The sequence below is a fragment of the Sanguibacter sp. Z6_81 genome, from assembly GCF_057180625.1.
The window spans coordinates 872,000-895,289 of the sequence record NZ_JBXUFV010000001.1; the positions used below are offsets into that span (position 1 = coordinate 872,000).

At 71.9% G+C, this 23,290-nt stretch carries 27 protein-coding genes; 13 read left to right on the top strand and 14 right to left on the bottom strand.

Annotated features, from left to right (window positions below):
* Positions 1 to 19: 19 nt before the first annotated feature.
* Positions 20 to 568, bottom strand: coding sequence for a DUF4234 domain-containing protein (locus AC2AXK_RS04140; protein WP_484344069.1), 549 nt, complete (start codon positions 566 to 568; stop codon positions 20 to 22).
* A gap of 119 nt (positions 569 to 687) precedes the next feature.
* Here AC2AXK_RS04140 and AC2AXK_RS04145 point away from each other — a divergent pair, with 119 nt between their 5' ends.
* The 4 genes from AC2AXK_RS04145 (at position 688) to AC2AXK_RS04160 (ending at position 4,499) form a co-directional block, all read left to right on the top strand.
* Entirely contained in the window at positions 688 to 2,283 is a 1,596-nt protein-coding gene (locus AC2AXK_RS04145; protein ID WP_484344070.1) for a sodium-dependent transporter, read from the top strand.
* The gene (locus tag AC2AXK_RS04150; RefSeq protein WP_484344071.1) at positions 2,280 to 2,462 is read left to right on the top strand and encodes a methionine/alanine import family NSS transporter small subunit; all 183 of its coding nucleotides are present in this window, start codon (positions 2,280 to 2,282) and stop codon (positions 2,460 to 2,462) included. The genes AC2AXK_RS04145 and AC2AXK_RS04150 overlap by 4 nt, the downstream gene beginning before the upstream one ends.
* Before the next feature lie 125 nt (positions 2,463 to 2,587).
* The gene (locus AC2AXK_RS04155) at positions 2,588 to 3,562 is read left to right on the top strand and encodes a glutathione S-transferase family protein (protein ID WP_484344072.1); all 975 of its coding nucleotides are present in this window, start codon (positions 2,588 to 2,590) and stop codon (positions 3,560 to 3,562) included.
* A gap of 124 nt (positions 3,563 to 3,686) precedes the next feature.
* Complete coding sequence (locus AC2AXK_RS04160; RefSeq protein WP_484344073.1) at positions 3,687 to 4,499, top strand: SDR family oxidoreductase; 813 nt, start codon at positions 3,687 to 3,689, stop codon at positions 4,497 to 4,499.
* Here AC2AXK_RS04160 and AC2AXK_RS04165 read toward each other — a convergent pair.
* The gene (locus AC2AXK_RS04165) at positions 4,453 to 5,367 is read right to left on the bottom strand and encodes a LysR family transcriptional regulator ArgP (RefSeq protein WP_484344074.1); all 915 of its coding nucleotides are present in this window, start codon (positions 5,365 to 5,367) and stop codon (positions 4,453 to 4,455) included. The two genes, AC2AXK_RS04160 and AC2AXK_RS04165, sit on opposite strands and share 47 nt — an antisense overlap.
* 70 nt (positions 5,368 to 5,437) lie before the next feature.
* On the opposite strand from AC2AXK_RS04165, the gene AC2AXK_RS04170 reads away from it, so the two are divergent.
* Entirely contained in the window at positions 5,438 to 6,031 is a 594-nt protein-coding gene (locus tag AC2AXK_RS04170; protein ID WP_484344075.1) for a LysE/ArgO family amino acid transporter, read from the top strand.
* Between the two features lie 65 nt (positions 6,032 to 6,096).
* Complete coding sequence (locus AC2AXK_RS04175) at positions 6,097 to 6,831, top strand: glutamine amidotransferase (protein ID WP_484344076.1); 735 nt, start codon at positions 6,097 to 6,099, stop codon at positions 6,829 to 6,831.
* 45 nt (positions 6,832 to 6,876) lie between these two features.
* Here AC2AXK_RS04175 and AC2AXK_RS04180 read toward each other — a convergent pair whose 3' ends face one another.
* Genes AC2AXK_RS04180 through AC2AXK_RS04190 form a run of 3 tightly spaced genes read right to left on the bottom strand, consistent with a single transcriptional unit; the run spans position 6,877 to position 8,848 of the window.
* Positions 6,877 to 7,233 (bottom strand): nucleotide pyrophosphohydrolase, encoded by a 357-nt coding sequence (locus tag AC2AXK_RS04180; RefSeq protein ID WP_484344077.1) that lies wholly within the window; start codon positions 7,231 to 7,233, stop codon positions 6,877 to 6,879.
* Complete coding sequence (locus AC2AXK_RS04185; RefSeq protein ID WP_484344078.1) at positions 7,230 to 7,850, bottom strand: class I SAM-dependent methyltransferase; 621 nt, start codon at positions 7,848 to 7,850, stop codon at positions 7,230 to 7,232. The genes AC2AXK_RS04180 and AC2AXK_RS04185 overlap by 4 nt, the downstream gene beginning before the upstream one ends.
* Before the next feature lie 35 nt (positions 7,851 to 7,885).
* Positions 7,886 to 8,848, bottom strand: coding sequence for a M15 family metallopeptidase (locus AC2AXK_RS04190; RefSeq protein WP_484344079.1), 963 nt, complete (start codon positions 8,846 to 8,848; stop codon positions 7,886 to 7,888).
* Between the two features lie 124 nt (positions 8,849 to 8,972).
* Between AC2AXK_RS04190 and AC2AXK_RS04195 the strand changes: the two genes are divergently transcribed.
* The gene (locus AC2AXK_RS04195; protein WP_484344250.1) at positions 8,973 to 10,094 is read left to right on the top strand and encodes a VIT1/CCC1 transporter family protein; all 1,122 of its coding nucleotides are present in this window, start codon (positions 8,973 to 8,975) and stop codon (positions 10,092 to 10,094) included.
* 33 nt (positions 10,095 to 10,127) lie between these two features.
* Here AC2AXK_RS04195 and AC2AXK_RS04200 read toward each other — a convergent pair whose 3' ends face one another.
* Complete coding sequence (locus AC2AXK_RS04200) at positions 10,128 to 10,868, bottom strand: DivIVA domain-containing protein (RefSeq protein ID WP_484344080.1); 741 nt, start codon at positions 10,866 to 10,868, stop codon at positions 10,128 to 10,130.
* A gap of 238 nt (positions 10,869 to 11,106) precedes the next feature.
* On the opposite strand from AC2AXK_RS04200, the gene AC2AXK_RS04205 reads away from it, so the two are divergent.
* Positions 11,107 to 11,715, top strand: a complete 609-nt coding sequence (locus tag AC2AXK_RS04205) for a DUF1349 domain-containing protein (RefSeq protein ID WP_484344081.1) — start codon at positions 11,107 to 11,109, stop codon at positions 11,713 to 11,715.
* On the opposite strand, the gene AC2AXK_RS04210 is transcribed toward AC2AXK_RS04205, so the two are convergent.
* The 3 genes from AC2AXK_RS04210 to AC2AXK_RS04220 all read right to left on the bottom strand — a co-directional run bounded on the left by AC2AXK_RS04210 (position 11,712) and on the right by AC2AXK_RS04220 (position 14,294).
* Positions 11,712 to 12,245 (bottom strand): gluconokinase, encoded by a 534-nt coding sequence (locus AC2AXK_RS04210; RefSeq protein WP_484344082.1) that lies wholly within the window; start codon positions 12,243 to 12,245, stop codon positions 11,712 to 11,714. The genes AC2AXK_RS04205 and AC2AXK_RS04210 overlap by 4 nt on opposite strands.
* 10 nt (positions 12,246 to 12,255) lie before the next feature.
* Entirely contained in the window at positions 12,256 to 13,719 is a 1,464-nt protein-coding gene (locus AC2AXK_RS04215) for an SPFH domain-containing protein (RefSeq protein ID WP_484344083.1), read from the bottom strand.
* Positions 13,720 to 13,823: 104 nt separating this feature from the next.
* The gene (locus tag AC2AXK_RS04220; RefSeq protein ID WP_484344084.1) at positions 13,824 to 14,294 is read right to left on the bottom strand and encodes an NfeD family protein; all 471 of its coding nucleotides are present in this window, start codon (positions 14,292 to 14,294) and stop codon (positions 13,824 to 13,826) included.
* Positions 14,295 to 14,412: 118 nt separating this feature from the next.
* Between AC2AXK_RS04220 and AC2AXK_RS04225 the strand changes: the two genes are divergently transcribed.
* Positions 14,413 to 14,886 carry a DoxX family protein gene (locus AC2AXK_RS04225; RefSeq protein ID WP_484344085.1) on the top strand — a complete coding sequence of 158 codons (474 nt, stop codon included), beginning with the start codon at positions 14,413 to 14,415 and terminating at the stop codon, positions 14,884 to 14,886.
* Positions 14,887 to 14,900: 14 nt separating this feature from the next.
* On the opposite strand, the gene AC2AXK_RS04230 is transcribed toward AC2AXK_RS04225, so the two are convergent.
* Both AC2AXK_RS04230 and AC2AXK_RS04235 read right to left on the bottom strand, forming a co-directional pair.
* Positions 14,901 to 16,673, bottom strand: a complete 1,773-nt coding sequence (locus AC2AXK_RS04230; protein ID WP_484344086.1) for a pyruvate dehydrogenase — start codon at positions 16,671 to 16,673, stop codon at positions 14,901 to 14,903.
* A 76-nt stretch (positions 16,674 to 16,749) separates the two neighbouring features.
* A complete protein-coding gene (locus AC2AXK_RS04235) occupies positions 16,750 to 17,352 on the bottom strand; it encodes a hypothetical protein (protein WP_484344087.1) in 603 nt (200 codons plus the stop codon).
* A 197-nt stretch (positions 17,353 to 17,549) separates the two neighbouring features.
* On the opposite strand from AC2AXK_RS04235, the gene AC2AXK_RS04240 reads away from it, so the two are divergent.
* The 3 genes from AC2AXK_RS04240 to AC2AXK_RS04250 are packed head-to-tail and all read left to right on the top strand — an operon-like array spanning position 17,550 to position 18,942.
* Positions 17,550 to 17,870 carry a type VII secretion target gene (locus tag AC2AXK_RS04240; protein WP_484344088.1) on the top strand — a complete coding sequence of 107 codons (321 nt, stop codon included), beginning with the start codon at positions 17,550 to 17,552 and terminating at the stop codon, positions 17,868 to 17,870.
* Positions 17,867 to 18,583 (top strand): hypothetical protein, encoded by a 717-nt coding sequence (locus AC2AXK_RS04245; RefSeq protein ID WP_484344089.1) that lies wholly within the window; start codon positions 17,867 to 17,869, stop codon positions 18,581 to 18,583. The genes AC2AXK_RS04240 and AC2AXK_RS04245 overlap by 4 nt, the downstream gene beginning before the upstream one ends.
* Positions 18,583 to 18,942: a hypothetical protein gene (locus tag AC2AXK_RS04250; RefSeq protein ID WP_484344090.1), complete on the top strand. Its 360-nt coding sequence runs from the start codon at positions 18,583 to 18,585 to the stop codon at positions 18,940 to 18,942. The genes AC2AXK_RS04245 and AC2AXK_RS04250 overlap by 1 nt, the downstream gene beginning before the upstream one ends.
* Positions 18,943 to 18,955: 13 nt before the next feature.
* On the opposite strand, the gene AC2AXK_RS04255 is transcribed toward AC2AXK_RS04250, so the two are convergent.
* Positions 18,956 to 20,233 (bottom strand): MFS transporter, encoded by a 1,278-nt coding sequence (locus AC2AXK_RS04255; protein ID WP_484344091.1) that lies wholly within the window; start codon positions 20,231 to 20,233, stop codon positions 18,956 to 18,958.
* Between the two features lie 55 nt (positions 20,234 to 20,288).
* On the opposite strand from AC2AXK_RS04255, the gene AC2AXK_RS04260 reads away from it, so the two are divergent.
* Positions 20,289 to 20,588: a GNAT family N-acetyltransferase gene (locus AC2AXK_RS04260; protein WP_484344092.1), complete on the top strand. Its 300-nt coding sequence runs from the start codon at positions 20,289 to 20,291 to the stop codon at positions 20,586 to 20,588.
* A 73-nt stretch (positions 20,589 to 20,661) separates the two neighbouring features.
* Here AC2AXK_RS04260 and AC2AXK_RS04265 read toward each other — a convergent pair whose 3' ends face one another.
* Positions 20,662 to 21,399 carry a hypothetical protein gene (locus AC2AXK_RS04265; protein WP_484344093.1) on the bottom strand — a complete coding sequence of 246 codons (738 nt, stop codon included), beginning with the start codon at positions 21,397 to 21,399 and terminating at the stop codon, positions 20,662 to 20,664.
* A 138-nt stretch (positions 21,400 to 21,537) separates the two neighbouring features.
* Complete coding sequence (gene pgm / locus AC2AXK_RS04270; RefSeq protein ID WP_484344094.1) at positions 21,538 to 23,208, bottom strand: phosphoglucomutase (alpha-D-glucose-1,6-bisphosphate-dependent); 1,671 nt, start codon at positions 23,206 to 23,208, stop codon at positions 21,538 to 21,540.
* Positions 23,209 to 23,290: the final 82 nt, after the last annotated feature.

A 23,290-nucleotide genomic window follows, 5' to 3' on the forward strand; every position in this document is an offset into this window, starting at 1 on the left:
TCCTACGGTGCGGAGCAGCTCAGGCCTGGCGGAACTGCCAGATGCTGTTGAGGCCGTCCTGGTAGTAGAAGAGGTGCCCCAGGATGACGATCGCCAGGAGGGTGCCGATGGCCGGGGACGTCGCCCCCGGAAGCCCTGCGAGCCGCTGCGCCTGCGCCACACGCTCCCCCGTGCGGTACACCGAGACGATGAAGCCGAAGGGCACGAAGATGCACAGGAGGATCATGTTCACGGGGTTGACCTGGATCGACGGGTGGAAGGCGCGCAGCTCCTCGTTGACCTTGTAGTGCCACACGTAGGCGTAGATGCCGAAGGTGACGATCGCCAGGAGGAACACCGCGATGGGAGAACGCGTCTTCCCCGAGGGTCCGTTCTGTCCGTGGACGACCTGCCCGCCGACGGCCGACGGCGCAGCGGGATACCCGCCGGGAGCGTCCGCATATCCGGCGGGTGCAGACGGGTAGCCTGAGGAGGACGGGGCTCCCTCCGACGGGGCCTTCGAGAACCCGTAGGGGGACGACTGCTGGGCGCTCTGCGGCGCCGACCCGTAGGGGTCCGAGGTTGTCATGCCCCACAGGGTAGCGACTGCGCAGACCGACCGGGCCGGGCGCCACGCGAGCAGCGGCGCTAGGTTCATCACGATGTCAGCGCCCGAGGGGCGAGGCGAACACGAACCGGAGCACGCAGATGACAAGGTCCACGAGACAGCCCAGGGCGGGCCGCGAGCAGTGGTCAGGGCAGACGGGATTCATCCTCGCGGCGATCGGGTCGGCCGTCGGGCTCGGCAACATCTGGCGGTTCCCGGGCGTCGCCTACGAGAACGGCGGGGGAGCGTTCCTCATCCCCTACCTCGTCGCGCTCCTCGGCGTCGGGATCCCCATCCTGCTCCTCGACTACGCGCTGGGTCACCGCTTCCGTGGCTCGGCACCGACGGTCTTCCGCCGGCTCGTGCGCAAGGCGGAGTCGATCGGGTGGTTCCAGGTCGCCATCGCGTTCGTCATCGTCCTCTACTACGCGGCGATCATCGCGTGGTCCGTCAGCTACATGTACTTCTCGTTGCGGACCTCCTGGGGCGACGACCCCGCCGGGTTCTTCACCGGTGAGTACCTCCGGGTCGCGGCGGAACCCGGCGTGAGCCTGGACTTCGTGCCTGCGGTCCTGGGGCCGCTCGTGGGCGTGTGGGTCGTGGTGCTCGTGGTCCTCGCGCTCGGGGTGCAGAAGGGCCTGGAGCGGGCGAACGTCATCTTCCTGCCGCTCCTCGTCCTGCTCTTCACCGCGCTCGTCGTGCGGGCACTGTTCCTCGACGGGGCGTCCGAGGGTCTCAACGCGTTGTTCACCCCCGACTGGTCAGCGCTGACGCACCCGGGTGTGTGGGTGGCGGCGTTCGCGCAGATCTTCTTCTCGTTGTCGATCGCCTTCGGCATCATGATCACGTACTCGTCCTACCTGCGCCGGCGCGCGAACCTCACCTCGTCGGGCCTCGTCGTGGGCTTCGCCAACTCCTCCTTCGAGATCCTCGCCGGCATCGGCGTGTTCGCGACCATCGGGTTCATGGCGCACCAGCAGAACATCCAGGTCTCCGAGCTCGAGGGGCTCACCGGGCCGTCGCTGTCCTTCATCACGTTCCCGCAGATCATCTCGATGATGCCCGGCGGACCACTGTTCGGGTTCCTCTTCTTCGCCTCGCTCGCCCTCGCGGGCTTCACGTCGTTGCTGTCGGTGCTCCAGGTGGTCTCTGCCGGGTTCCAGGAGAAGTTCGTGTGGTCTCCTCGCGCGGCGGCGCTCCGGGTGGGCGGGGTGGCGGCGCTGCTGTCCGTGCTGCTCTTCTCGACGACGACGGCCCTGCCGATGCTCGACACGGTCGACAAGTGGGCCAACGAGGTCGGCGTCATCGGGTCGGCGGTGCTGTCCACCGTCCTCGTCGGCCTCGTCCTGCGGCGCCTGCCCGAGCTCCAGTGGCACCTCAACTCCGTGTCCTCGACGCGGATCGGCGCGTGGTGGCGGTGGGCCGTGGGTGTGGTGGCTCCCGTCGTCATCGGCTACATGCTCGTCTCGAGCATCTACACCGTGATCGTCGACGGGTACGAGGGGTACCCGCGGTGGTTCATCACGACGTTCGGGTGGGGCACCATCGCGTTCCTCGTCGTGTTCGCACTCGCCATGACGGCGATCCCGTGGCGTCGGAACCCCGACGACTTCACGCCGTCGCCCGCGCTGCCGCCGGGCGGGGTGCCCCGGCCGGCGCGCCGCCCGCTCCGTACCCAGAAGGACGTCCGATCATGACCCCGACCGCCATCACCTTCCTCATCATCGCCATCGTCGTCGTGTGGGGCGGACTCGTCCTGAGCATCATCAACCTGCGCAAGGCCGGCCCGGAGGGCGCTCCCGACGACGTCGACGACGCCGAGGACGACGGTCCCACCCGGTCGACATGGACGGGACCGCCCCCGCGCGACCTCTAGATCGCCCGGGCTCGCGTCGGGTGAGCCCTTCGCCCGGGCGCGCCCGGTGAGCCCTCCGCCCGCGCGCACCAGGTGAGCCGTCCGCCTGGCGCGCGGTGCCACCCCGGCGGGTGGAGACTAGTTGAATGAGCAACCAAGATGGCGTCTACTCCATCCCCGGCCGTGAGTTCTCCCGGGACACGCGGTACATCCCGACGCGCATCACCGCGGACGGGCGGGACGGTTTCGCGGTCGAGCCGGGGCGCTACCGGCTCGTCGCCGCACGTGCGTGCCCCTGGGCCAACCGCACCATCATCGTCCGGCGCCTCGTCGGGCTCGAGGACGTCCTGTCGCTCGGCCTCACCGGACCGACGCACGACCCCGACAGCTGGACCTTCGACCTCGACCCCGGCGGGGTGGACCCGGTGCTCGGCATCCCGCGCCTCAAGGACGCGTACCTCGCGTTCGACCCCGCCTACGACAAGGGCATCACCGTCCCGGCGATCGTCGACACGACCACCGGCAAGGTCGTCACCAACGACTACGCGCAGATGACGCTCGACTTCTCGACGCAGTGGCGCGAGCACCACCGTCCCGGCGCTCCGGACCTCTACCCCGAGCACCTGCGCGAGGAGATGGACGCCGTCATGCGGCGCATCTACACGGAGGTCAACAACGGCGTGTACCGCTGCGGGTTCGCGGGCACGCAGGAGGCGTACGACGACGCGTACGCGCGGCTGTTCACCGCACTCGACTGGCTCGAGGAGCGGCTCGCGACCCAGCGCTTCCTCATGGGAGAGTCCATCACCGAGGCGGACGTGCGCCTGTTCACGACCCTCGTGCGGTTCGACGCCGTCTACCACGGGCACTTCAAGTGCAACCGCTCGAAGCTCACGGAGATGCCGGTGCTCTGGGCGTACGCCCGCGACCTCTTCCAGACCCCCGGGTTCGGCGACACGGTCGACTTCGACCAGATCAAGGCGCACTACTACGTCGTCCACCGGGACATCAACCCGAGCGGCATCGTCCCGCAGGGACCGGACCTGTCCGGGTGGTCGACGGCGCACGGCCGTGCGTCCTTGGGTGGGCGCCCCTTCGGGGACGGCACCCCGCCGGCCTGATCCGGCCCCGCTGCGTCCGGCGAGACACGCCGGGCGAGACCCGGGGGAGAGGCCCGGGCGAGACCCGGCCGGGGAGCGGGCAAAGGAGTTGCACGCCTCAGCGGGCGCGCGGGAGGGTGGCGCCATGACCCACCCACCCGCAGACGCCCCGGCACCATCCCGCCCGTTGCACGACCGTGTGGTCCTCGTGACCGGTGCGAGCCGGCGCATCGCCATCGGCGCGGCGATCGCCCGTCGTGCTGTCGCGGACGGCGCCTCGGTGCTGCTGCACTCGTGGCAGCCGCACGACGAGGAGCAGCCGTGGGGAGCCGACCCCGGCGGGCCGCAGGCGCTCCTCGAGGAGCTGCGGGCCGCGGGCGGGCGCGTCGAGCACGTGTCCCTCGACCTCAGCGAGCCGGAGGCGCCCGCGGCCCTCGTCGCGGCGGCGCGGGACGCGTTCGGGCACGTCGATGCCGTCGTGGCCAACCATGCGCGCAGCAGCAGCCAGTCCCTCGAGCAGCTCACGGCCGCCGAGCTGGACCTCAGTCACGCCGTGAACACCCGCGCGACGTTGCTGCTCACCCAGGCGTTCGCGGCACAGCACGACGACGCGCGCCCGGGTGGCCGGGTCCTGCTGTTCACCTCGGGCCAGTACCGGGGAGCCATGCCCGGGGAGCTGCCGTACATCGCGACGAAGGCCGCTCTCCACGAGCTCACGGCGAGCCTCGCGGTGCACCTCGCGCCGAGGCGCATCACCGTCAACTGCATCAACCCGGGCCCCAACGACACGGGCTACGCCGACGAGGAGACGCTCGCGGCCGTCGCCACCTTCAGTCCTGGCGGTCGGTGGAGCCAGCCCACGGACACGGCGCGGCTGGCCGCGTGGTTGCTCAGCGACGAGTCGGAGTGGGTCACCGGTCAGACGATCGCGTCCGACGGGGGGTTCTCCTCCCGCTGACGCCTCGGAGCGCGGCAGAGGCTGCGTGGCGGACGCTCGCCGTGATGCGGTCGAGCCGCTCCGAGTCGAGCGTCCACGTCTGCCAGTGCAGCGCGAGGTCGTACCCGTCCTCCTCGAGCGCGACGAGGGACCCGTCCTCGAGCGCGCTCCCGAGCTGCAGCTCGGGGATGAGTCCCCAGCCGAGACCGGCGCGGATGCCCGCGAGGAACCCTTCCGCGGAGGGGATCCGGTGCGTCGGCGGGGAGTCCGTCACCCCGCGGGCGCGCAGCACCTCGACCTGGAGCTCGTCCTTGGCGCTGAACTCGATCGTCGGCATGCGCGCCCAGTCGACCGTCCCGTCCTGGGTGAAGCGGTCCCGGAGGGCGGGGGCGGCGACGAGGAGGTAGCGCATGTGGCCGAGGAGCTCGGCCCTGCACCCGTTGACGGGGACGGGGTCGGACGTCACGGCGCCGATGACGTCCCCCTGGCGCAGGAGGCGGCTGCTGTGTCCCTGGTCCTCGACGTGCAGGTCGAGCGTCGTGTCCGACCATCCGGCCGCGTCGGCGAGCACGGGCACGAACCACGTGGCGAGGGAGTCGGCGTTGACGGCGACGGGGGTGACGGTGCGGGAGGAGATCCCGTCCCCGAGCGCGTGCCACGTCTCGGCCTCGAGGACCTGGAGCTGCCTGGCCATCCGCAGGAGGACGGTGCCCGCGTCCGTCGGTTCGCAGGGCGTCCCGCGCCGCACGACGACCTGCCCGACGGCGGACTCCAGGGCCTTGATGCGCTGGCTCACCGCCGAGGGGCTGATGCGCAGCGCGTCGGCTGCAGCCTCGAAGGTGCCTTCGTCGACGATGGCGACGAGGGCGTGGAGGTGACTGAGGTTCATGAAGCAATGCTAATGGTTCTGTAGATTCATGCGTTTGTCTGTAGATGCACATGTGCCTACCGTCGACCCAATGTGGAGTGTGTGGGGAACCGGTCTTGCTACCGGGCTGGTGCTGATCGTCGCTATCGGAGCGCAGAACGCGTTCGTCCTGCGTCAGGGGGTGCGTCGCGAGCACATCGGCGTCGTCGTCGCGCTCGCGATGGCGGGCGACGCGCTCCTCATCCTCGGCGGGACCGCCGGGATGGGCACCCTCGTCGCGCAGTTCCCGTGGCTCATGGACGTCCTGCGATGGGGCGGCGCCGCCTACCTCGCGTGGTGGGGCATCCGGTCGTTCCGCTCCGCCGCGACTCCCGCGACGCTGTCCGACGACGCCCCCCGCTCCCGCGGGTCCGTCGCCACCACGACGCTCGCCCTGACGTTCCTCAACCCGCACGCCTACCTCGACACGGTCGTCCTCGGCAGCCTCGCGAACGAGCAGGGCGACGCCCGCTGGACGTTCGCTGCGGGCGCGCTCGCCGGCAGCGTCGTGTGGTTCACGACGCTGGGCGTCGGCGCCAGGTCGCTCTCCGGCATCCTCAGCAAGCCGAAGGCGTGGCGGATCCTCGACGTCGGCATCGGGATCGTCATGCTCGGCCTCGCCGCAGGCCTCGTGCTGCGGGCCTGACGCCCGCCAGAGCGGCCCCGGGCGCCGCGGAGGCGCGTCCGCTCGATCCGGCGCAGGATGGCTCCGTGAAACCCTTCCTCCTTCTGTCCACCCGCGCCGACGACGCCGCGGCCGACGGCGAGAACGCCGCGTTCCTGCGGTGCGGCGGGCTCGACGCGCAGGACCTCCACCGGGTGCGCATGGAAGCCGGCCCGCTGCCGCCGATCGACCTTGATGACTACTCCGGCGTCATCGTCGGCGGGAGCCCCTTCACGGCGAGCGACCCGCAGGAGAGCAAGTCCGACGTCCAGCTGCGCGTCGAGCGCGAGATCGGGGCGCTGCTCGACGAGGTCGTCGAGCGGGACGTCCCCTACCTCGGAGCCTGCTACGGCGTGGGGACGCTCGGCGTCCACGAGGGAGCCGTCGTCGACACGACCTACGGCGAGGGCATCGGCGCGGTCCCGGTCACGCTCACCGAGGAGGGCCGCGCGGACCCGCTGCTCGCCGGGCTCCCGACGACGTTCGAGGCGTTCGTCGGCCACAAGGAGGCGTGCACGCAGCTGCCCGAGCATGCCGTCCTGCTCGCATCGTCCCCCGGGTGCCCCGTCCAGATGTTCCGCGTCCGCTCGAACCTCTACGCCACGCAGTTCCACCCCGAGCTCGACCTCGACACCCTCGTGGACCGCATCGTCATCTACGAGGACTCCGGGTACTACCCGCCCGGGGACTCGGGCACGGTGATCGAGCAGGTGCGGCGCTCGACCGTCACCCACCCGGCCCGCATCATGCGCAACTTCGTCGAGCGGTACGCCCGGGAGTGACCCCGGGGCGCAGTCACCCGGGGGAGCAGTCACCCGGGGGTGCGGTCACCCCTTGTGCGGGGCGACCCCCACGACGCTCGCGTCCCCGGCCACGGGGAACCGCTCGTGGTTGCGCGCGAGCTTCGCCTCGCCCGCCGCTCCGAGGTCGACCCCCAGCACGTCGGCGAGCCGGACGAGGTAGATGAGGACGTCCGCGAGCTCGTCGCCGATCCGCTCACGTCGCGCCGGATCCGCGAACCGCTCGACGACCTCGTCGGCCCGCACCCACTGGAGGAGCTCGGCGACCTCGCCGACCTCGCCCGTGAGGGCGAGGGCCAGGGACTTGGGGTCCTGGAACTGCTCCCAGTCCCGCTCGGCCGAGAACGCGCGCACGGCGCGGGTGAACGCCGCGAGGTCGGTCACGGGGCCGTCGCCCCCGCGACGCTGAGCACCGCGACGAGGAAGTCGGAGTCGTCCACGAACGGCCGCAGGTCCCACGTCGAGAAGAGCGCGTCCGCCTGGAACCCTGCCGTCCGCGCGTCGTCGAGGAAGGTCTCGAACGCGTACCCGCGCCCCGCCCCGAACCCGATGACCGCCCGGCCGCCGGGCGCGAGGTGCGCGGCCATCCGCCGCAGCACCTCCTGGTGCGTCCCCGGGGCGACGAACGTCATGACGTTCCCGGCGCAGACGATGACGTCGAACGGCTCTGCCACCCCGCGGGCGGGCAGATCGAGCTCGGCGAGGTCGCCGACGAGCCACTCCTCGTCCGGGTGGTCCTCGCGCGCGGCGTCGATGAGCACGGGGTCGACGTCGACCCCCACGACGGTGTGGCCGCGCTCCGCGAGGGCCGCGCCCACCCGGCCCGGCCCGCACCCGGCGTCGAGCACGCGGGAGCCGCGCGCCAGCATCGCGTCGATGGTGCGTGCCTCACCCGCGAGGTCCGCGCCCTGCTTCGCCATCCCGCGCATCCGCTCGATGTACCAGCGGGAGTGCTCCGGGTTGGACTCGACGATCGACTCCCAGACGGTGGGTGTACGCATGTGGTGTCCTCTCATGGACGGTGAAGGCTCATCGCTCAGCCTACGTACTCGTAGTGCCAGTACTCCGGGTTGGACCCGTCCTCATGGGCCCACCGGGGTGAGACCCAGCCGTAGGACGGGCCGTTCGCGACGAGCCAGTCGCGACGCTCGGAGCCGAACCGGTAGCAGGACCACTCGGGCACGTCGATCGCCCGGCCCGTGCCGTGCACGGAGGTGCCCGGCTGCGCCGCGATCGACCCGAGCGCGGCGCGCATCCGTACCTGCTCGTCGTACGAGCGGTACGTGAGGTCGAGGTGCAGGCTCTCTCCGAACCGCGCCTGGTAGGCGGTGTTGAGCGCGTCGAGGCCCTGAGCGGCCGAGGTCGTGAGGTACTGCGGCGTCCCGACGGTGTCGTGGCCCCAGGACAGCCGCGTCATCTGTGACGCCGGGATGTTGCCGTTGGACCCGTCGCCCTCGGCCGACGGCGCGGAGGTGTGGAAGGACTGACCCGAGGACGGGGCGTCGTTGACGCACTGGGCCGGGGGCTGTGGAGCAGCGGGGACGGGCGGCGCCGGCTGCTCCTGCGCGACGGTGCGCTCCGCCTCTCGCCGGGCCTCCTCAGCGGCCTGAGCGGCCGCTGCCTCGGCGGCCTCCTGAGCTTCGGCGATCGCTGCTGCCTCGGCCGCGGCTGCCTCTTCTGCTGCGGCCGCCTCAGCGGCGGCGGCCTCGGCTGCGGCCTGTGCGGCAGCCTCCTCCTCGGCGAGCAGACGCTCGGCCTCGGCGGCGGCGTGCTCGCGGTCGGCGCGGAGCTCCTGCGCGCGCTGCACCAGGCGTTCCTCGGTCAGCCGTCGACGCTCCACCTCCGCGGCGGCGGCCTGCGCTCTGCGCGCGTGGTCGGCATCGACCCAGGCCGCGGTGAGCGCACAGAGACCCAGGAACAGGGTGCTGAGAACGACGAGCAGGGCGAGGCGGTGTCGGGCGGTCAGGGGCTGAACGGGGAGAACGAGTGGCAGGCGCATGTCAGAGCGACCCTATCCGGGCGCCCGTCCCGCGCCACATCGGCGCATCGGCGCCCCGGTGACCGGGAGCCCCACCTCGTCCGTCGCGGGCGCCCGAACTTCACGTCCCGCCGTTCTTGCCAGACTGGTCCGTGTGACGAACGACCCGAACACCCCACCCGCGACGCCCTCCGCCGCCGTCGTGACCACTGCGCCGTCGCGGCGCGACATCCGCAGGTGGCGGCGCAACCTCGCCGACGAGCGCGCCGAGGCCGCGGTGTACCGCGAGCTCGCCGGACGCCGCTCGGGCGAGGAGCGCGAGATCCTCATCGCTCTCGCCGATGCCGAAGGGCGCCACGAGGCGCACTGGGAGGCGCTGCTCGGCGCCGACGTCGGCCGGCCCCTGCGCGCGCACTGGCGCACCCGGATCCTCGTGGTCCTCGCCCGGCGGCTCGGGGGGGTGTTCGTCCTCGCCCTCGCCCAGCAGGCAGAGGCCCGGTCCTCCTACGACGTCGACGTCGACGCCACCGCGACCATGGCCGCCGACGAGCGCATCCACGGCGAGGTCATCCGGGCGCTGGCGACACGGGGCCGGATGCAGATGTCCGGGACCTTCCGTGCCGCCGTCTTCGGCGCCAACGACGGCCTCGTGTCGAACCTCGCGCTCATCCTCGGCGTCGGTGCGTCCGGGGTGTCGCACGCCACGGTCCTGCTCTCCGGCCTGGCCGGGCTGCTGGCGGGAGCCCTGTCCATGGCTGCGGGGGAGTACGTGTCGGTGCGTTCGCAGCGCGAGCTCATCCAGGCGTCCGATCCCAGCCCGGAGGCGTCGGCGGCGCTGCGCCACCTCGACGTCGATGCGAACGAGCTCGCCCTCGTCTACCGGGCGCGCGGCCACTCTGCCGCCGAGGCGCAGGAGCTCGCCGACACGGTCCTGGCGACGTACACGTCTGCGACGGTCATCGCGCCCCCCGGGGAGGGGCACGAGGCGGTCGGGACGGCGCTCGGCGCCGCCGCGTCGAGCTTCTGCTTCTTCGCCTCCGGCGCGCTCATCCCGGTCCTGCCGTTCGTGCTGGGTCTGCCGGGGACGACGGCGATGGTCCTCGGGACGGTGCTCGTCGGGGTGGCGCTGTCCATCACCGGGGCCACGGTGGGTGTGCTGTCCGGGACGTCGCCGGCGCTGCGCGCGCTGCGACAGCTGGCGATCGGGCTCGGTGCGGCGGGCGTGACCTACGTGCTCGGTCTCGTGTTCGGTACGACCGTCACCTGACCGGACGGGCGCTCGTGCGGTGCGGGGCGAGCGCTACTGGGCGACGATCGTGATCGTGCCGGGCGTCGCCTCGACCACCCGCAGCACCGGGACGACGCCGGTCGGGCCCTGGACCTCGACGCGCAGGGATCCACGGGCGCGAGACTGGGCCGCAGCGCGCTGCAGCTCGAAGATCAGGGCGTCGACGTCCATGCCACGGACCCCCTCCGGCGCGGCTGCGGCTGGGGCTGGCGCTGGGGCTGGTGCCCACGTCGGCCCGGCCGTCCCCTGCCCGTGCACGCGGGACAGCACCCCCACCGCGGAGCTGAGGTTGGTGGGCATGGGCCGGTCTCCCACCGCCCTGGGACGGGGCACCTCGACCTGCGGCGACCAGGACTGCGTCGAGGCTCCGGCCGCGGTCCCTGCCCCGCCTGCGGCGTCCGGGCCGCCGGTGCGGACGCCGGCTGCAGGAACCGTCGCCGCCCGGACGAGGGTGAGGGTCGGCGGTGGGTGCGCGACACGGGACTCGAGGACGGCGAGCGTGTCGTGGACGGAGTCGAGGAAGTCCTGCACATCGAGGAAGCCGTAGCTGGGCCCGGTGGCGACGGACGTGAACGCCATCCGGAGGGTGTCCTCCGCAGTGACGGCCCCGGCGTTCGGAGCGCCCGTCCGCTCGTAGCTCCCGAGCGTGTCCAGGACACGGTCGACGAACGCGTCGACCTCGTGCGCCGCGAACCCGCCGGAGGGCGAGGGCGCGAAACGACGACGCTGGATGACCTGGGCCGTGGTGAGCATGCGAAATACAGTAACGAGGAAATCGCGGCCCAGCGATAGCGCGGCGCGGAGGGCGCTGTCACCAGCCCGCGGGGGTGAGATCTTGCCCCGGACCGGGTGAATTGTCTGTTCGCGGGCGCGCGGCGTGGGGCTGGCGAGGCAGGGCACACCGGGGGCGGGTGATCCCGGCGCCGTGCCTATAGTCGAGCACCACCCGTCCGACGTCGGCGCGCCCGACCGTCGCCCCCGAGAGGACCTCATGACCAGCACGTACGACGTTCCCGGAGTGCCGTTGACCTTCACGCCGTCGCCAGGTTCGTCCTGGACGGTGAGCGACGGCAGCGTCTCGGCGACGTCCGGCCCGCGGACCGACATCTTCATCGACCCCGCTGGCGGCGCGCCGGTCCTCAACGCCGACACCCTGCTGGCCGACGCCCCGGAGGGGGACTTTCGGCTCAGCGCCCGGGTCACCGTCGACTTCGCAGCGACGTTCGACGCCGGTGTGCTGCTCGTGTGGTTCGACGACCGGCACTGGGTCAAGCTCTGCTTCGAGCTCGACCCGGCCGGCAGCGCGAGGATCGTGTCCGTCGTCAACCGCGACGTGTCCGACGACACGAACTCCGACGTCGTCGCCGGCTCGACCACGTGGTTGCGCATCGCCCGGGTCGGGGGCGTCTTCGCCCTGCACACCTCCGAGGACGGCACGGTGTGGCGGCTCGTCCGGGTGTTCCGTCTCGACGCCCCCGCCGGGACGACGCCGCGCATCGGTTTCGAGGCGCAGTCGCCGACGGGGGACGGGTGCCACGTCCGGTTCGACGAGTGCCGGTTCTCCACCGAGACGCTCACCCACCTGCGCGACGGCTCCTAGAGCCCCAGCGCCTCGAGCGCCGCCGCGAGCACGGCGTCGGGGTCCCCGGTGACGGGGACGACGACGCCGTCCTCGTCGGGCTCGAGGGGCTCGAGCGTGGCGAGCTGCGACTGCACGAGCGTCGCGGGCATGAAGTGCCCCGGCCGGTTGCTCACCCGCTCGGTGATCTGCGCGCTGTCGACCTCGAGGTGCACGAACCGCACGCGACCGCGCGCCCCGGCGAGGATGTCGCGGTAGCGCCGGCGCAGGGCGGAGCACGCCATGACGCTCGAGGTTCCCGCGTCGGCAAGGACGCTCATCGAGTCGCGCACGACCTCGAGCCACGGCGTGCGGTCGTCGTCCGTGAGAGGGGTCCCGGCGGTCATCTTCGAGACGTTCTCGGCCGGGTGGAGGTCGTCGGCGTCGACGAACGCCCACCCCAGGTGGTCCGCGAGCTGGCCGCCCGTCGTGGACTTGCCGGAGCCCGTGACCCCCATGACGACGAGGTGGACGGGCTCCGACGGGGCTGGGGTGGGGGCGTCGCTGGTCACGACAGACAGGTTACGCACCCGCCCCGGTGCTCGGGCCGCTGGCAGCTTTCGCGGTACTCGCTCCCGCGAGGTTCGTGATGAGCTGGTTGATGTCCACGCCCGTGAGCTGCTTGATGACGCCCTGGCCCTCGCTGAGCACGGACGCGACGCTCTTGGTCACGGCCGACGCGCCGTCGGTGGAGACGATGGTCATGCCCTGGATGTTGCCGATCGGCTCGGCCGCGGCCCGCACGATCTCGGGGAGACGTTCGATGAGCTCCTGGACGAGGGCGGCCTCGCCGTACTTCTTCAGCGCCTCCGCCTTCGCGTCGAGCGCGGCCGCCTCGGCGCGACCCTCGGCCTCCGTGGCCGCAGCGCGGGCCTCACCCGCGGCGCGCACACCGACGGACAGGGCGACCTGACGGTCACGCTCGGCCTCACCGGCGCGGCGTACCGCCTCCGCTGCCGCCTCGGCGTCCTGGAGGGCAGCGGTCTTGTTGGCGCCGGCGATGGTCGTGCGCTTGAAGGCGTCCGCCTCGGTGGCGGCGTTCGCGGCGTCGCGCGCCGCGGTGGCGCGCTGGACGGACGCGTAGGCGTCGGCCTCGGCGGGCTTGCGCACGGAGATGTCGAGCTCCTCCTCCGTCACCTTCGCCTGCTCGGCGAGAGCCTCGCGCTGCTGCGTGGCCACGAGCCGGTCCTGCTCGGCCCGGGCGAGCTGACCGGCGGCCTCGGCCTCGGCGTTCGCCCGGTCCGTCTGTGCCTTGATGGTGGCCTGCTTGAGGTCGAGGGCCTTGCGGCGCTCCGCGACCTGCTCCTGCGCCTCGATGACGGCGAACTCGGACGCACGCTGCGCCTCGGCCTCGGAGACCTCGGCGACCTGGCGTGCCCGGGCGTTCTCGGCGCGGCCGAGGTTCGCGAGGTAGTCCGACCCGGGGGTGGAGATGTCCGAGATGTTGAGGAGGTCGACCTGCAGGCCCTGCTCCGAGAGGTCGGTCTTGGTGGAGTCGACGACGCGGTCCGACAGTCCCTTGCGGTCGGAGATGATCTGCTCGATCGTCATGTCCCCGACGATGGACCGCAGCGAGCCCTCGAGGGACTCCTTGATGATCTCGGTGAGGGTGCCCTGCTGGGACAGGAACCGCTGGGCGGCGCGACGCACGCCCTCCTCGTCACCGCGGACCTTGAAGTTGATCGACGCCTTGATGGCGATCTTGATGCGGTTCTTGTCGACCCCCTCGACGGTGATGCCGATCTGCCGCTGCTCCAGGGAGATGGAGAAGCCCTGCTGCAGCACGGGCCACACGAAGACGCGTCCGCCGACGACGACCCGCTGGCCCCCCTCGGTCGCCGCGGCCTTGCCTGCGCCGCGCCCGACGATGACGAGCGCCTCGTTCGGGGGCACCCGCCGGATCCGGTTGCCCACGAACGCGATGACCGCGAAGAGCGCGATGACCAGTGCGACGACCGCCGCGATGGTGATGGTGTTGTTCGTCATGAGTGTCCACCCCGCGGAGCGTGGGGCGGGCTCCTTTCGTGAGAGGGAACCGTCCTCGGCACCGGGGACGGGTCAGGCGGGGCCGGCCTGGGCGCCGGAGAAGATCAGCTGTTCGGCGTCGCGCGCGCGACGCGGACCCGGCTGCCGGACTGCTCGCGCACGACGACGCGGGTGCCGGCCGGGATGGCCTCGTCGGCCCAGGCGAGCCGGCGCTCGAGCTCGTGTGCGGCGTCGAGCGACACCTCGCCGCCCGAGGTGCTGAGGTCGCGTGTCGCGACCCCCTGCACCCCGACGAGCGAGACGGGCAGGCCGTCCTCGGTGTCCCGCAGGCGCTTGATGAACATCTGCACGACGAGGACGACGAGGACGGCGACGACGGCGGACCCGGCGTAGGCGAGCCACATGGGCAGGTCGTTGGCGAGGACGATCATGCCCACGGCCCCGAACACGAGGCCTCCGACGCCGAGGGACGTCCCGGAGACCGCCCCGTCACCGAGCTCGACGAACTCTCCGAGGAGCATGGAGCCGAGGACGAGGCAGAGCCCGACGATCCCGATGATGATGAAGGTCAGCATGGGCGCGTCCTCTGCACTGGGGAAAGTTTGCGCAGACTGTACCAATGTTCGTCCAACTCATGGGGTTACCCACCGGGTGAACGGTTGCGGGACGCAGCACCGCCGCCAGACTGGGGTGATGAGCCCTGACACGACGCGCCACCGGCGGACCCGTTCCCGCACCCGGCGGGAGGTCGAGCGCCCCGTCGCGGAGCGGTCGGTGCCGCGCACGGTCGGGCGCCTCGCCCTCGGCGGGTTCCTGCTCTTCGCGGGGATCACCCACCTCACCGTGGCCCGGGAAGAGTTCCTCGCCCAGGTGCCCGGGTGGGTGCCGATGGATCCGGACACCGTCGTCCTCGTCTCGGGCGTCGTCGAGATCAGCCTCGGTGGGGCGCTCGTCGTGCTGCCCGGCAAGAAGGTGCAGATCGGCTGGATCGTCGCTGCCTTCTTCGTCGCGATCTTCCCCGGCAACATCTCCCAGTACGTCACGCACACCGACGCGTTCGGTCTCGACTCGGACCGGGCGCGTGCGGTGCGGCTGCTCTTCCAACCCCTCCTCGTGCTGTGGGCGCTGTGGTCGACGGGCGCCTGGCGGGCGGCTCGGAGGCGCTGAGGGGTTCCCGCTCGTCATGGCCGCGGCACGTTCCGGAGGTTCGACCGTGCCATGGACACGACCTCGCCGAGGCCACCACCGAGGACCTCCTTGCTCATCGCGACGGCGAAGCCGCGGACCTGACCGGCGGTGATCGTCGGAGGGAGCGAGAGTGCGCGCGGGTCGGTGACGACGTCGACGAGCCCCGGTCCCGGCCGGTCGAGGGCTGTCCGGAGCGCGGCCCTCAGGCCCCTGGGGTCCTCGATCCGCACGGACGGGATGCCGATGGCGTTCGCCACGGCCGCGTAGTCGATGCTCGGCGAGTCGGTCCCGTACGAGGGCAGGCCGTCGACGAGCATCTCGAGGCGGACCATGCCGAGGGTGGCGTTGTCGAACAGCACGATCTTCACGGGGAGGTCGTAGTGCTTGATGGTGATGAGCTCCCCGAGGAGCATCGACAGGCCGCCGTCCCCCGCGAGGGCGACGACCTGACGCCCGGGCTGGGACATCGCTGCACCGATGGCGTGCGGCACGGCGTTCGCCATGGACCCATGGAGGAACGAGCCGATGATCCGGCGCCGACCGTTGGGCGTGATGTACCGCGCGGCCCACACGTTGCACATGCCCGTGTCGACGGTGAACACGGCGTCGTCGGCGGCCTCCTGGTCGAGGAGGTCGGCGACGTACTCCGGGTGGATGGGGACGAGGGACTCCGCGGACCGTCCCTTGTACGCACCGACGACACTGGTCATCTGCTTCACGTGCTTCTTGCGCATCGTCGTGAGGAACTTGCGCGAGCGGGCGGGTCTGACGAGGGGGAGGAGGGCACGGACGGTCTCGCCGACGTCACCCACGACAGCGAGGTCCAGCCGGGTGCGCCGCCCGAGGTGGGTGGGGTCGATGTCCACCTGCGCGGTCCGCACGGACTCGGGCAGGAACTGGTCGTACGGGAAGTCGGTGCCGAGCAGGACGAGCAGGTCCGCCTCCTGCGTCGCCTCGTGGCAGGACCCGTACCCGAGCAGGCCTGACATCCCGACGTCGAGCGGGTTGTCGTACTGGATCCACTCCTTGCCGCGCAACGAGTGGCCGACGGGCGCGGCGATCTTGTCCGCGAGCGCGAGGACGTCGTCGTGCGCGCCCCGGACGCCGGCGCCCGCGAAGATCGTCACCTTCGTGGCGGCGTTGATCGCGTCGGCGAGCAGCTGGAGCGCTGCGGCGTCGGGCACGACGCAGGGCCGGGCCGGCCGGGAGGTGACGTTCGGGACGGCGGCGGGTGCGTCCATGTCGGCGACGTCGCCGGGCAGCGTGAGGACGGCGACCCCCGGCGCACCGTAGGCGTGGTGGATCGCCGTGGCGAAGACGCGGGGCGCCTGCTCGGGGGACGAGACCATCTCCGAGTACACCGAGCACTCGGTGAAGAGGCGGTCCGGGTGGGTCTCCTGGAAGAACTGGGTCCCGATCTGCTTCGTCGGGATGTGGCTGGCGATCGCGAGCACCGGCACCTTCGAGCGGTTGGCGTCGTAGAGGCCGTTGATGAGGTGGAGGTTGCCCGGTCCGCAGGAGCCCGCGCACACGGCGAGGTTGCCGGTGACCTCGGCCTCCGCCGCGGCCGCGAAGGCGGCTGCCTCCTCGTGCCGGACCTGCACCCACGCGATGTCCGCGCCGTCGTTCGCGGCCCGGCGGACGGCGTCGACCACCGGGTTGAGGCTGTCCCCGACGATCCCGTAGATGTGCCTGGCACCGGCCTCGATGATCTGGGCGACGAGCTGGTCGGCGACGGTCTGGTTGCGGGTGCTGTGCTTGACCACGGGATCTCCTCCACAGGCGGACGGGTTCTTCCATCCTCCGGCGGTTGAGCGTCCGGGGCGCGGCGACGGTCCGGCGTCAGTCGACGACGACGGTCACGACGACGAGGGCCACCACGAGGAACCCGATCGTCAGGTACCCGGCGGTCCGCAGGACCCGGCGCGCACGGGCGCGGCGCGCGGCGACGGGCCAGTCCTGCGACCCGGGCGGCGCGCGGAAGGCGAGCACGGCCACGAGCACGGTGAGCACGACGGCGCCGGCGACCGACAGGACACCGAGGAGCACGCCGTCGGCGACCGACTCGACGCGGTCGGCCGCCGCCCCGAACGTCTCGGCGTAGTACCCCGGGCTCGAGACGGCCGGGCGGGGGAACGCGGCGACGGTCCCGAGCCACGCGACGGCCACGAGCGCGAGCGCCCGCGCCCACCACCGCGGCGCGCCGTCCGCCCGCACGGTCACGAGCAGCGCCAGCAGCACGACGACGGGTACGACGACCCATCCGGCTCCGAGGAGCTCGAGCGGCACCGGCCCACCGCTGGCCGGAAGGACGGCGTCCGCGACGCTCTCCCGCTTGGCGAGGATCGTGGCGAGGACCGAGCCGAGCAGCACGACGACGAGAGCGGTCGCCCAGGCGACCGTCGCACGTGGGGCCCGGTTCGGTCCGGCGTCGGATCCTGGCACGGCGTAGCCATCGCCAGCGGGCGAGGGTGCGGTCGCGCCGCGTCGTGGGGGTGTCGCTGGTCGCTCGGGCATCCCCTGATCGTGGCATGCCAGCACACGGAGCACCGCCCGACGTGTCGCGCGCAGGCGGGCACCAGTCCCCATTGTGGCCGCACGCGACCTGCGGAAGGTTGGGGCGGAGACGAAGGGAGTGTCAGGTGTCGGAGTTCTATGTGCGGCCGGAGTCGGTCGCGACGTTCGCGGGTACCGTCGGCGACCTCGGAGAGGGCGTGCCGACGGCCAAGGAGTACCTGTCGACCTGGGGCAGCGTGAGCGGTGGTGAGGACGGGTGGATCTTCTTCACCTTCGCCTCCGCGGCCCAGGGCCTGCTCGACGGCGCCCGCGGGGCGCTCGAGCACCTGTCGACCGTCGTGACGCAGTCCGCGTCCGAGCTGTCCGACACCGCGCAGCACTACGCCACGGTGGACACGTCCGAGGCAGCGGCGCTCGACAAGACCTACCCGGGGGTGCCCCGATGACCGCCGCGACCGACGTGCTCGTGCCGCCCTCGGACGCGCCCGTCGTCCCCGACCTCGTCAACAACATGCTCGGGTTCTCCCAGTACATCAGCCCGTCCTACTGGGTGGACTGGTGCATCAAGCAGGCGTTCGGCTACAGCCCGTTGGAGGTCGTCACCAAGACCGTCGCGGGGGACTGGAACGCGGTCTCGCAGGCCGGCCGGTGCCTGGAGATCCTCGGGGACTACTGCGACGAGGTGTCCGCGCAGCTCCACAGCGCCAGCACGACAGCAGGAGCCGACTGGGACGGGGAGGCGGCCGAGGCGGCCCACGCGTACTTCGTGACGCTGTCCGCGGCCATCGAGCAGCAGGCGAGCGCGCTGCGCTCCGCGGGCGGCGAGTACCTCTCGGTCTCGGCCGGGATGGAGCAGACCGCAGTCCTCATCAACTCCCTGCTGCGCCAGGCGATGGACTGGCTCATCATCGCTGCGGTCTCCGCGGCCGCGACGGCGGCGTCCTCGTGGACGGGCGTCGGGCTGCTCGTCGGAGGAGGCGCGACGGCGGCGTCGATCGCGAAGGCTGCCAGCCTGGCCAAGCAGATCCTCGACGCCCACGACCTCGCGGTGAACATGTGCAACGGCTCGGTGGGGCTGATCGCCGGCTTCCTCGGCGCGATCCAGGACTTCGAGACCATGGCGCTGCCCGCGTCCTACGACAACAAGGTGGTGCCCTGATGACGAGCCCGCACGATGCCTGGCCTGGTGCCGCGACGGGCGACGAGGAGATGCCGCGTGCGCTCCCGTCGATCCCGGTCGGGAGCCCGGGCGACCGTCTGCTCCGCGAGTCCCTGACGATCCTGCGGGACCGCGCCGAGGACCGCGAGACGCGGGACCAGCTCACGGAGATCATCGAGGGACGCCGGCCCGCGCTCGACCTGCTCGAGATGCCGGGCTTCCAGGCCATCGCGGACCGTGGCGTCGCGGACTTCGACCGCACCTGGTCGGCGATGACCGAGGACGAGAAGGCGCGTGCTGCCGACGAGGGTGGTGCCCTGCTCGACGAGGACCCGCCCGCGGGTACGCCCCTCGTCTGAGCCGCGGGGCACGTCAGCCGAGGGTCGCGGACTCCACCTGCACCTGCGCGGTGCGCCGCCGGACCAGCGGGACGGACGCGAGGGCCGCGACGGCGGAGAAGGCCGCAGCGACGAGGACGACCTCGAACCCGGCGTGCGCGCCGGCGTCGTCGATGCGCTGGCCCGCGAGGGACGTCCCGAGAGAGACACCGACCGCGAGGGCGGTGCCCAGCCACGTCAGCCCCTCTGTGAGCTGTGCGGACGGCACGACCGTCTGGATGAGGTTGTTGCCGTTGATGAGGGTCGGGGCGATGGCGAAGCCCGCGACGAACATCACGCCCGCGAGCGCCCACAGCGACGACACGAACACGAAGAGGGACACGCCCGCGGCCATCGCGAGCATCCCGACGACGAACCGGATCCACAGGGGCGACACCCAGTGCCGCGCCCCGTACCCGAGTCCCGAGATGAGCGACCCGGTCGCGAAGACCCCGAGGATCACGCCGGCGAGCGCCTCCTGGCCGGCCTCCTCCGCGAAGGCGATCGTCGCGACGTCGGTGGCACCGAAGATGGCACCCATGCCGATGAACACCCCGATGACGCCGAGCACCGCGCCGTCGCGCAGCACGGAGCGGCGCTTCACTCCCGGTACGGGCACCGACGGCGGCGGCTCGGTCGCCCGCAGGGACAGGAACCAGAAACCGCCGACCGCGACCGCGAGGAGCGGCACGACGAGCCCGGCGGTCGCCGTGACGCTCGTCGCGAGGATGGTCGCGAGCATCGGTCCGACGACGAAGCACAGCTCGTCGACGGCGGCCTCGAAGGAGTAGGCACGGTGCAGCTCACGGGGGTCGCTGATGAGGTGCGACCACCGGGCGCGGACCATCGACCCGACCGAGCCGACGGTCGCCCCGACGAGGACCGCGAACACGTAGAGCGTGACCTCGGGGGCGCGCAGCACGGCGCACAGGATGAGGCCCACGAGGGAGACGCACGTGACGGCGAACAGGGGACGCATGATGCGCGACTGCCCCGCACGGTCCACCCGGCGCGCGATCTGCGGCGAGCAGATCGCCTGGGCGATGATGTATGCCGCGCTCACCCGGCTGCCCAGCGCGTAGTTGCCGTAGATCTGCTGGAGCATGAGGACGATGCCGATACCGACCATCGACATCGGCAGGCGCGCGAGCGCACCGGCGGCGGAGAACCGCGCCGCGCCCGGGTGCTGGAAGATCACGGCGTAGGGGTTGCGAGAAACCCTGGCACCGTCCTTGCGCGTGCTGCCATCGGTCGTGCCGTCATCCGTTCCCACGACCTCAGTCTCTCATCACGAGACGGCCCGACGAGGCTGTGTGCATGATGGCCCGATGAGCAACGACGACACGCGACCAGGCTTCCCCGTCACGCACGACGCCGCGCAGCAGCGTTTCGAGGCCGACGCGGACGGGCGGACCGCGGGGTTCCTCACCTACGAGCTCGACGGCTCGACGATGGTGACCACCCACACGATCGTCGAGCCGGAGTTCGAGGGCCGCGGCGTCGGTTCGGCCCTGGCGCGCGAGGCCCTCGGTCACGCGCGGGCGCAAGGGCTGCGCGTCGACCCGCAGTGCTCGTTCGTCCACGGGTTCGTCGAGCGCCACGCGGAGTACCAGGACCTTCTCGGCTGACCGGGGCCGGGCGTGACGAAGGCCCGCACGGGCTGGGCGTCACCGCCCGTGCAGGCCTTCGTGGGGGGATGTCTCAGGCGATGGTCGCGTCCGCGGTCGCTTCCTGGCGCTCGTCGTGCAGGAGCTCGCCCGCGTCGTCGGCCGGGGTGTACGTCACGTCGAAGGTGATGGGCGAGCCCGCCTGGTACTTGAAGTTCTCGCCGTAGGAGAACGACGCACCGGGCTCGAGGACGAACGGGGCCTCGGTGTTGCCGACGGCGATGGCGGAGTCGTTGACCTCCATCGAGGCGAAGAGGTCAGCGCCCGTGATGGTGTCCATGCCCTGCATGTACGGCCAGTCGGCGTAGCGCGCCTCGACGGCGACGAGGTTGAACGACATCGGCATCGGCTCGGTACCGGTGTTCGTCACGACGTAGTTGACGAACACGATCTCGTCGCCCTCCGCGATGATCGGCAGGTTGTTCTCGGGGTCGACGAACAGGCCGTCCTTCGGGGCCGTCGTGGTCCCCACCTGGTACACCTCGACGGAGAAGGCGTCACCCTCGATCGTCGTGAGCAGGTCCCCGGGCGTGGTCACCGGGTTCGCCCACGCGGCGCCCTCGCCGTTCCCGGCGGGAGCGTCGGAGTCGTCCTCCGCGTCCTCGCTCGGCTCGTCGGTCTCGGTCTCCTCGGGCGCCGGGTCCTCGGTCTCCTCGACGGCCGGCGTCGTCTCCGGTGCCGTCTCGTCTGAGGAGCAGGCGGCGATCCCGGCGAGGGCGAGCCCGGCGATCGTCAGGGTGGCCAGGGGACGGGTGACACGTGAGGTGCGCATGGAGGATCTCGTTCCGTGTGGTCGTGGGTGGTGACGTATGTGTCCTGTCCCACGACCCTAGGCAGACTCCCGTGCGCAGACCTGCCACCTGGATGGGGAGAGGTACCCCTCCCCATCCAGGTCGGTGCAGTGGGTCCGTCAGCCCAGCGCGTCCGTGACGAGTGCCTTCGCGGCCTCCTGCACCTGGGTGAGGTGCTCGGGAGAGACGAACGACTCCGCGTAGATCTTGTACACGTTCTCGGTGCCCGACGGGCGGGCGGCGAACCACGCGTTCTCGGTCGTCACCTTGAGCCCGCCGATCGACGCCCCGTTGCTCGGCGCGGTCGTGAGCTTGGCGGTGATGTCCTCGCCCGCGAGCGTCGAGGCGCTCACCTGCTCGGGCGCGAGGCGCGCGAGCGTCGCCTTCTGCTCGAGCGTCGCGGGTGCGTCGACGCGGGCGTACCAGGACTGGCCGTGCTGCTCGACGAGCCGCGCGTGGTGCTCGGAGGGGGACAGGCCCGTCGTCGCGAGGATCTCGGAGCCGAGCAGGGCGAGGAGGATCCCGTCCTTGTCGGTCGTCCAGACCCCGCCGTTCTTGCGCAGGAAGGACGCCCCGGCGGACTCCTCGCCACCGAAGCCGACGGAGCCGTCGAGCAGGCCGGGGACGAACCACTTGAAGCCCACGGGCACCTCGTCGAGCCGGCGGCCCAGGCCGGCGGCGACCCGGTCGATGAGCGCGGAGGAGACGAGGGTCTTGCCGATCGCGGCGTCCGGCGCCCAGTCGGGGCGCGCCCCGCCGTAGAGGTAGCTGATCGCGACCGCGAGGTAGTGGTTGGGGTTCATGAGCCCGGCGTCGGGGGTGACGATGCCGTGGCGGTCGGAGTCCGCGTCGTTGCCCGTGGCGATGTCGTACGGCGCGTCGCCCTTCATCGCCTCGACGAGCGAGGCCATCGCGTACGGGGAGGAGCAGTCCATGCGGATCTTCGCGTCCCAGTCGAGGGTCATGAACCCCCAGCGCGGGTCGACCTGTGGGTTGACGACGGTGAGGTCGAGGCCGTAGCGCTCGCCGATGGCGCCCCAGTACTCCACGGCCGCACCGCCGAGCGGGTCGGCGCCGATGCGCACGCCCGCCGAGCGGATGGCCTCGAGGTCGAGCACGGTCGCGAGGTCGTCGACGTACGCCTCGAGGTAGTCGTGGCGGTGCGTCGTGCCTGCCGCCAGCGCCTGGTCGAGGCTCACGCGCCGCACCTGTCCGACGCCGCTGCGCAGGATCTCGTTCGCCCGGTCCGCGATCCACGAGGTCGCGTCGGAGTCGGCGGGGCCGCCGTGCGGGGCGTTGTACTTGAAGCCGCCGTCGCGCGGGGGGTTGTGCGAGGGGGTGACGACGATGCCGTCGGCGAGCCCGGGACCGCTCGTGCGCACGCCCTGGGCGGTCGTCGCCTCGTTGTGCAGGAGGATCGCGTGCGACACCGCCGGCGTCGGGGTGTAGGAGTCGCGGGCATCGATGTACGTCTCGACGCCGGCTGCGGCCAGCACCTCGAGCGCGGTCTGCCACGCGGGCAGGGACAGGGCGTGGGTGTCGCGTCCGATGAACAGGGGGCCGTCGGTGCCCCGCGACGCGCGGTACTCGACGATGGCCGCGGTCGTCGCGATGATGTGGGCCTCGTTGAAGGCGTGGTCGAGGCTCGAGCCGCGGTGGCCCGAGGTGCCGAAGACGACCTTCTGCGACGGGTCGTCGACGTCGGGCGCGAGGTCGTAGTAGGCGCCGACGACGGCGTCCACGTCGATGAGGTCTGCTGGCTGGGCGAGGGTGCCTGCGCGTGGGTCCATGGACAGATCTTGGCACGCGTCCGGTTCGTCCGGCAGGGGATGCGCCGGACGCGTCCGGCTCCCGGGACGGACCCGTCCCGGT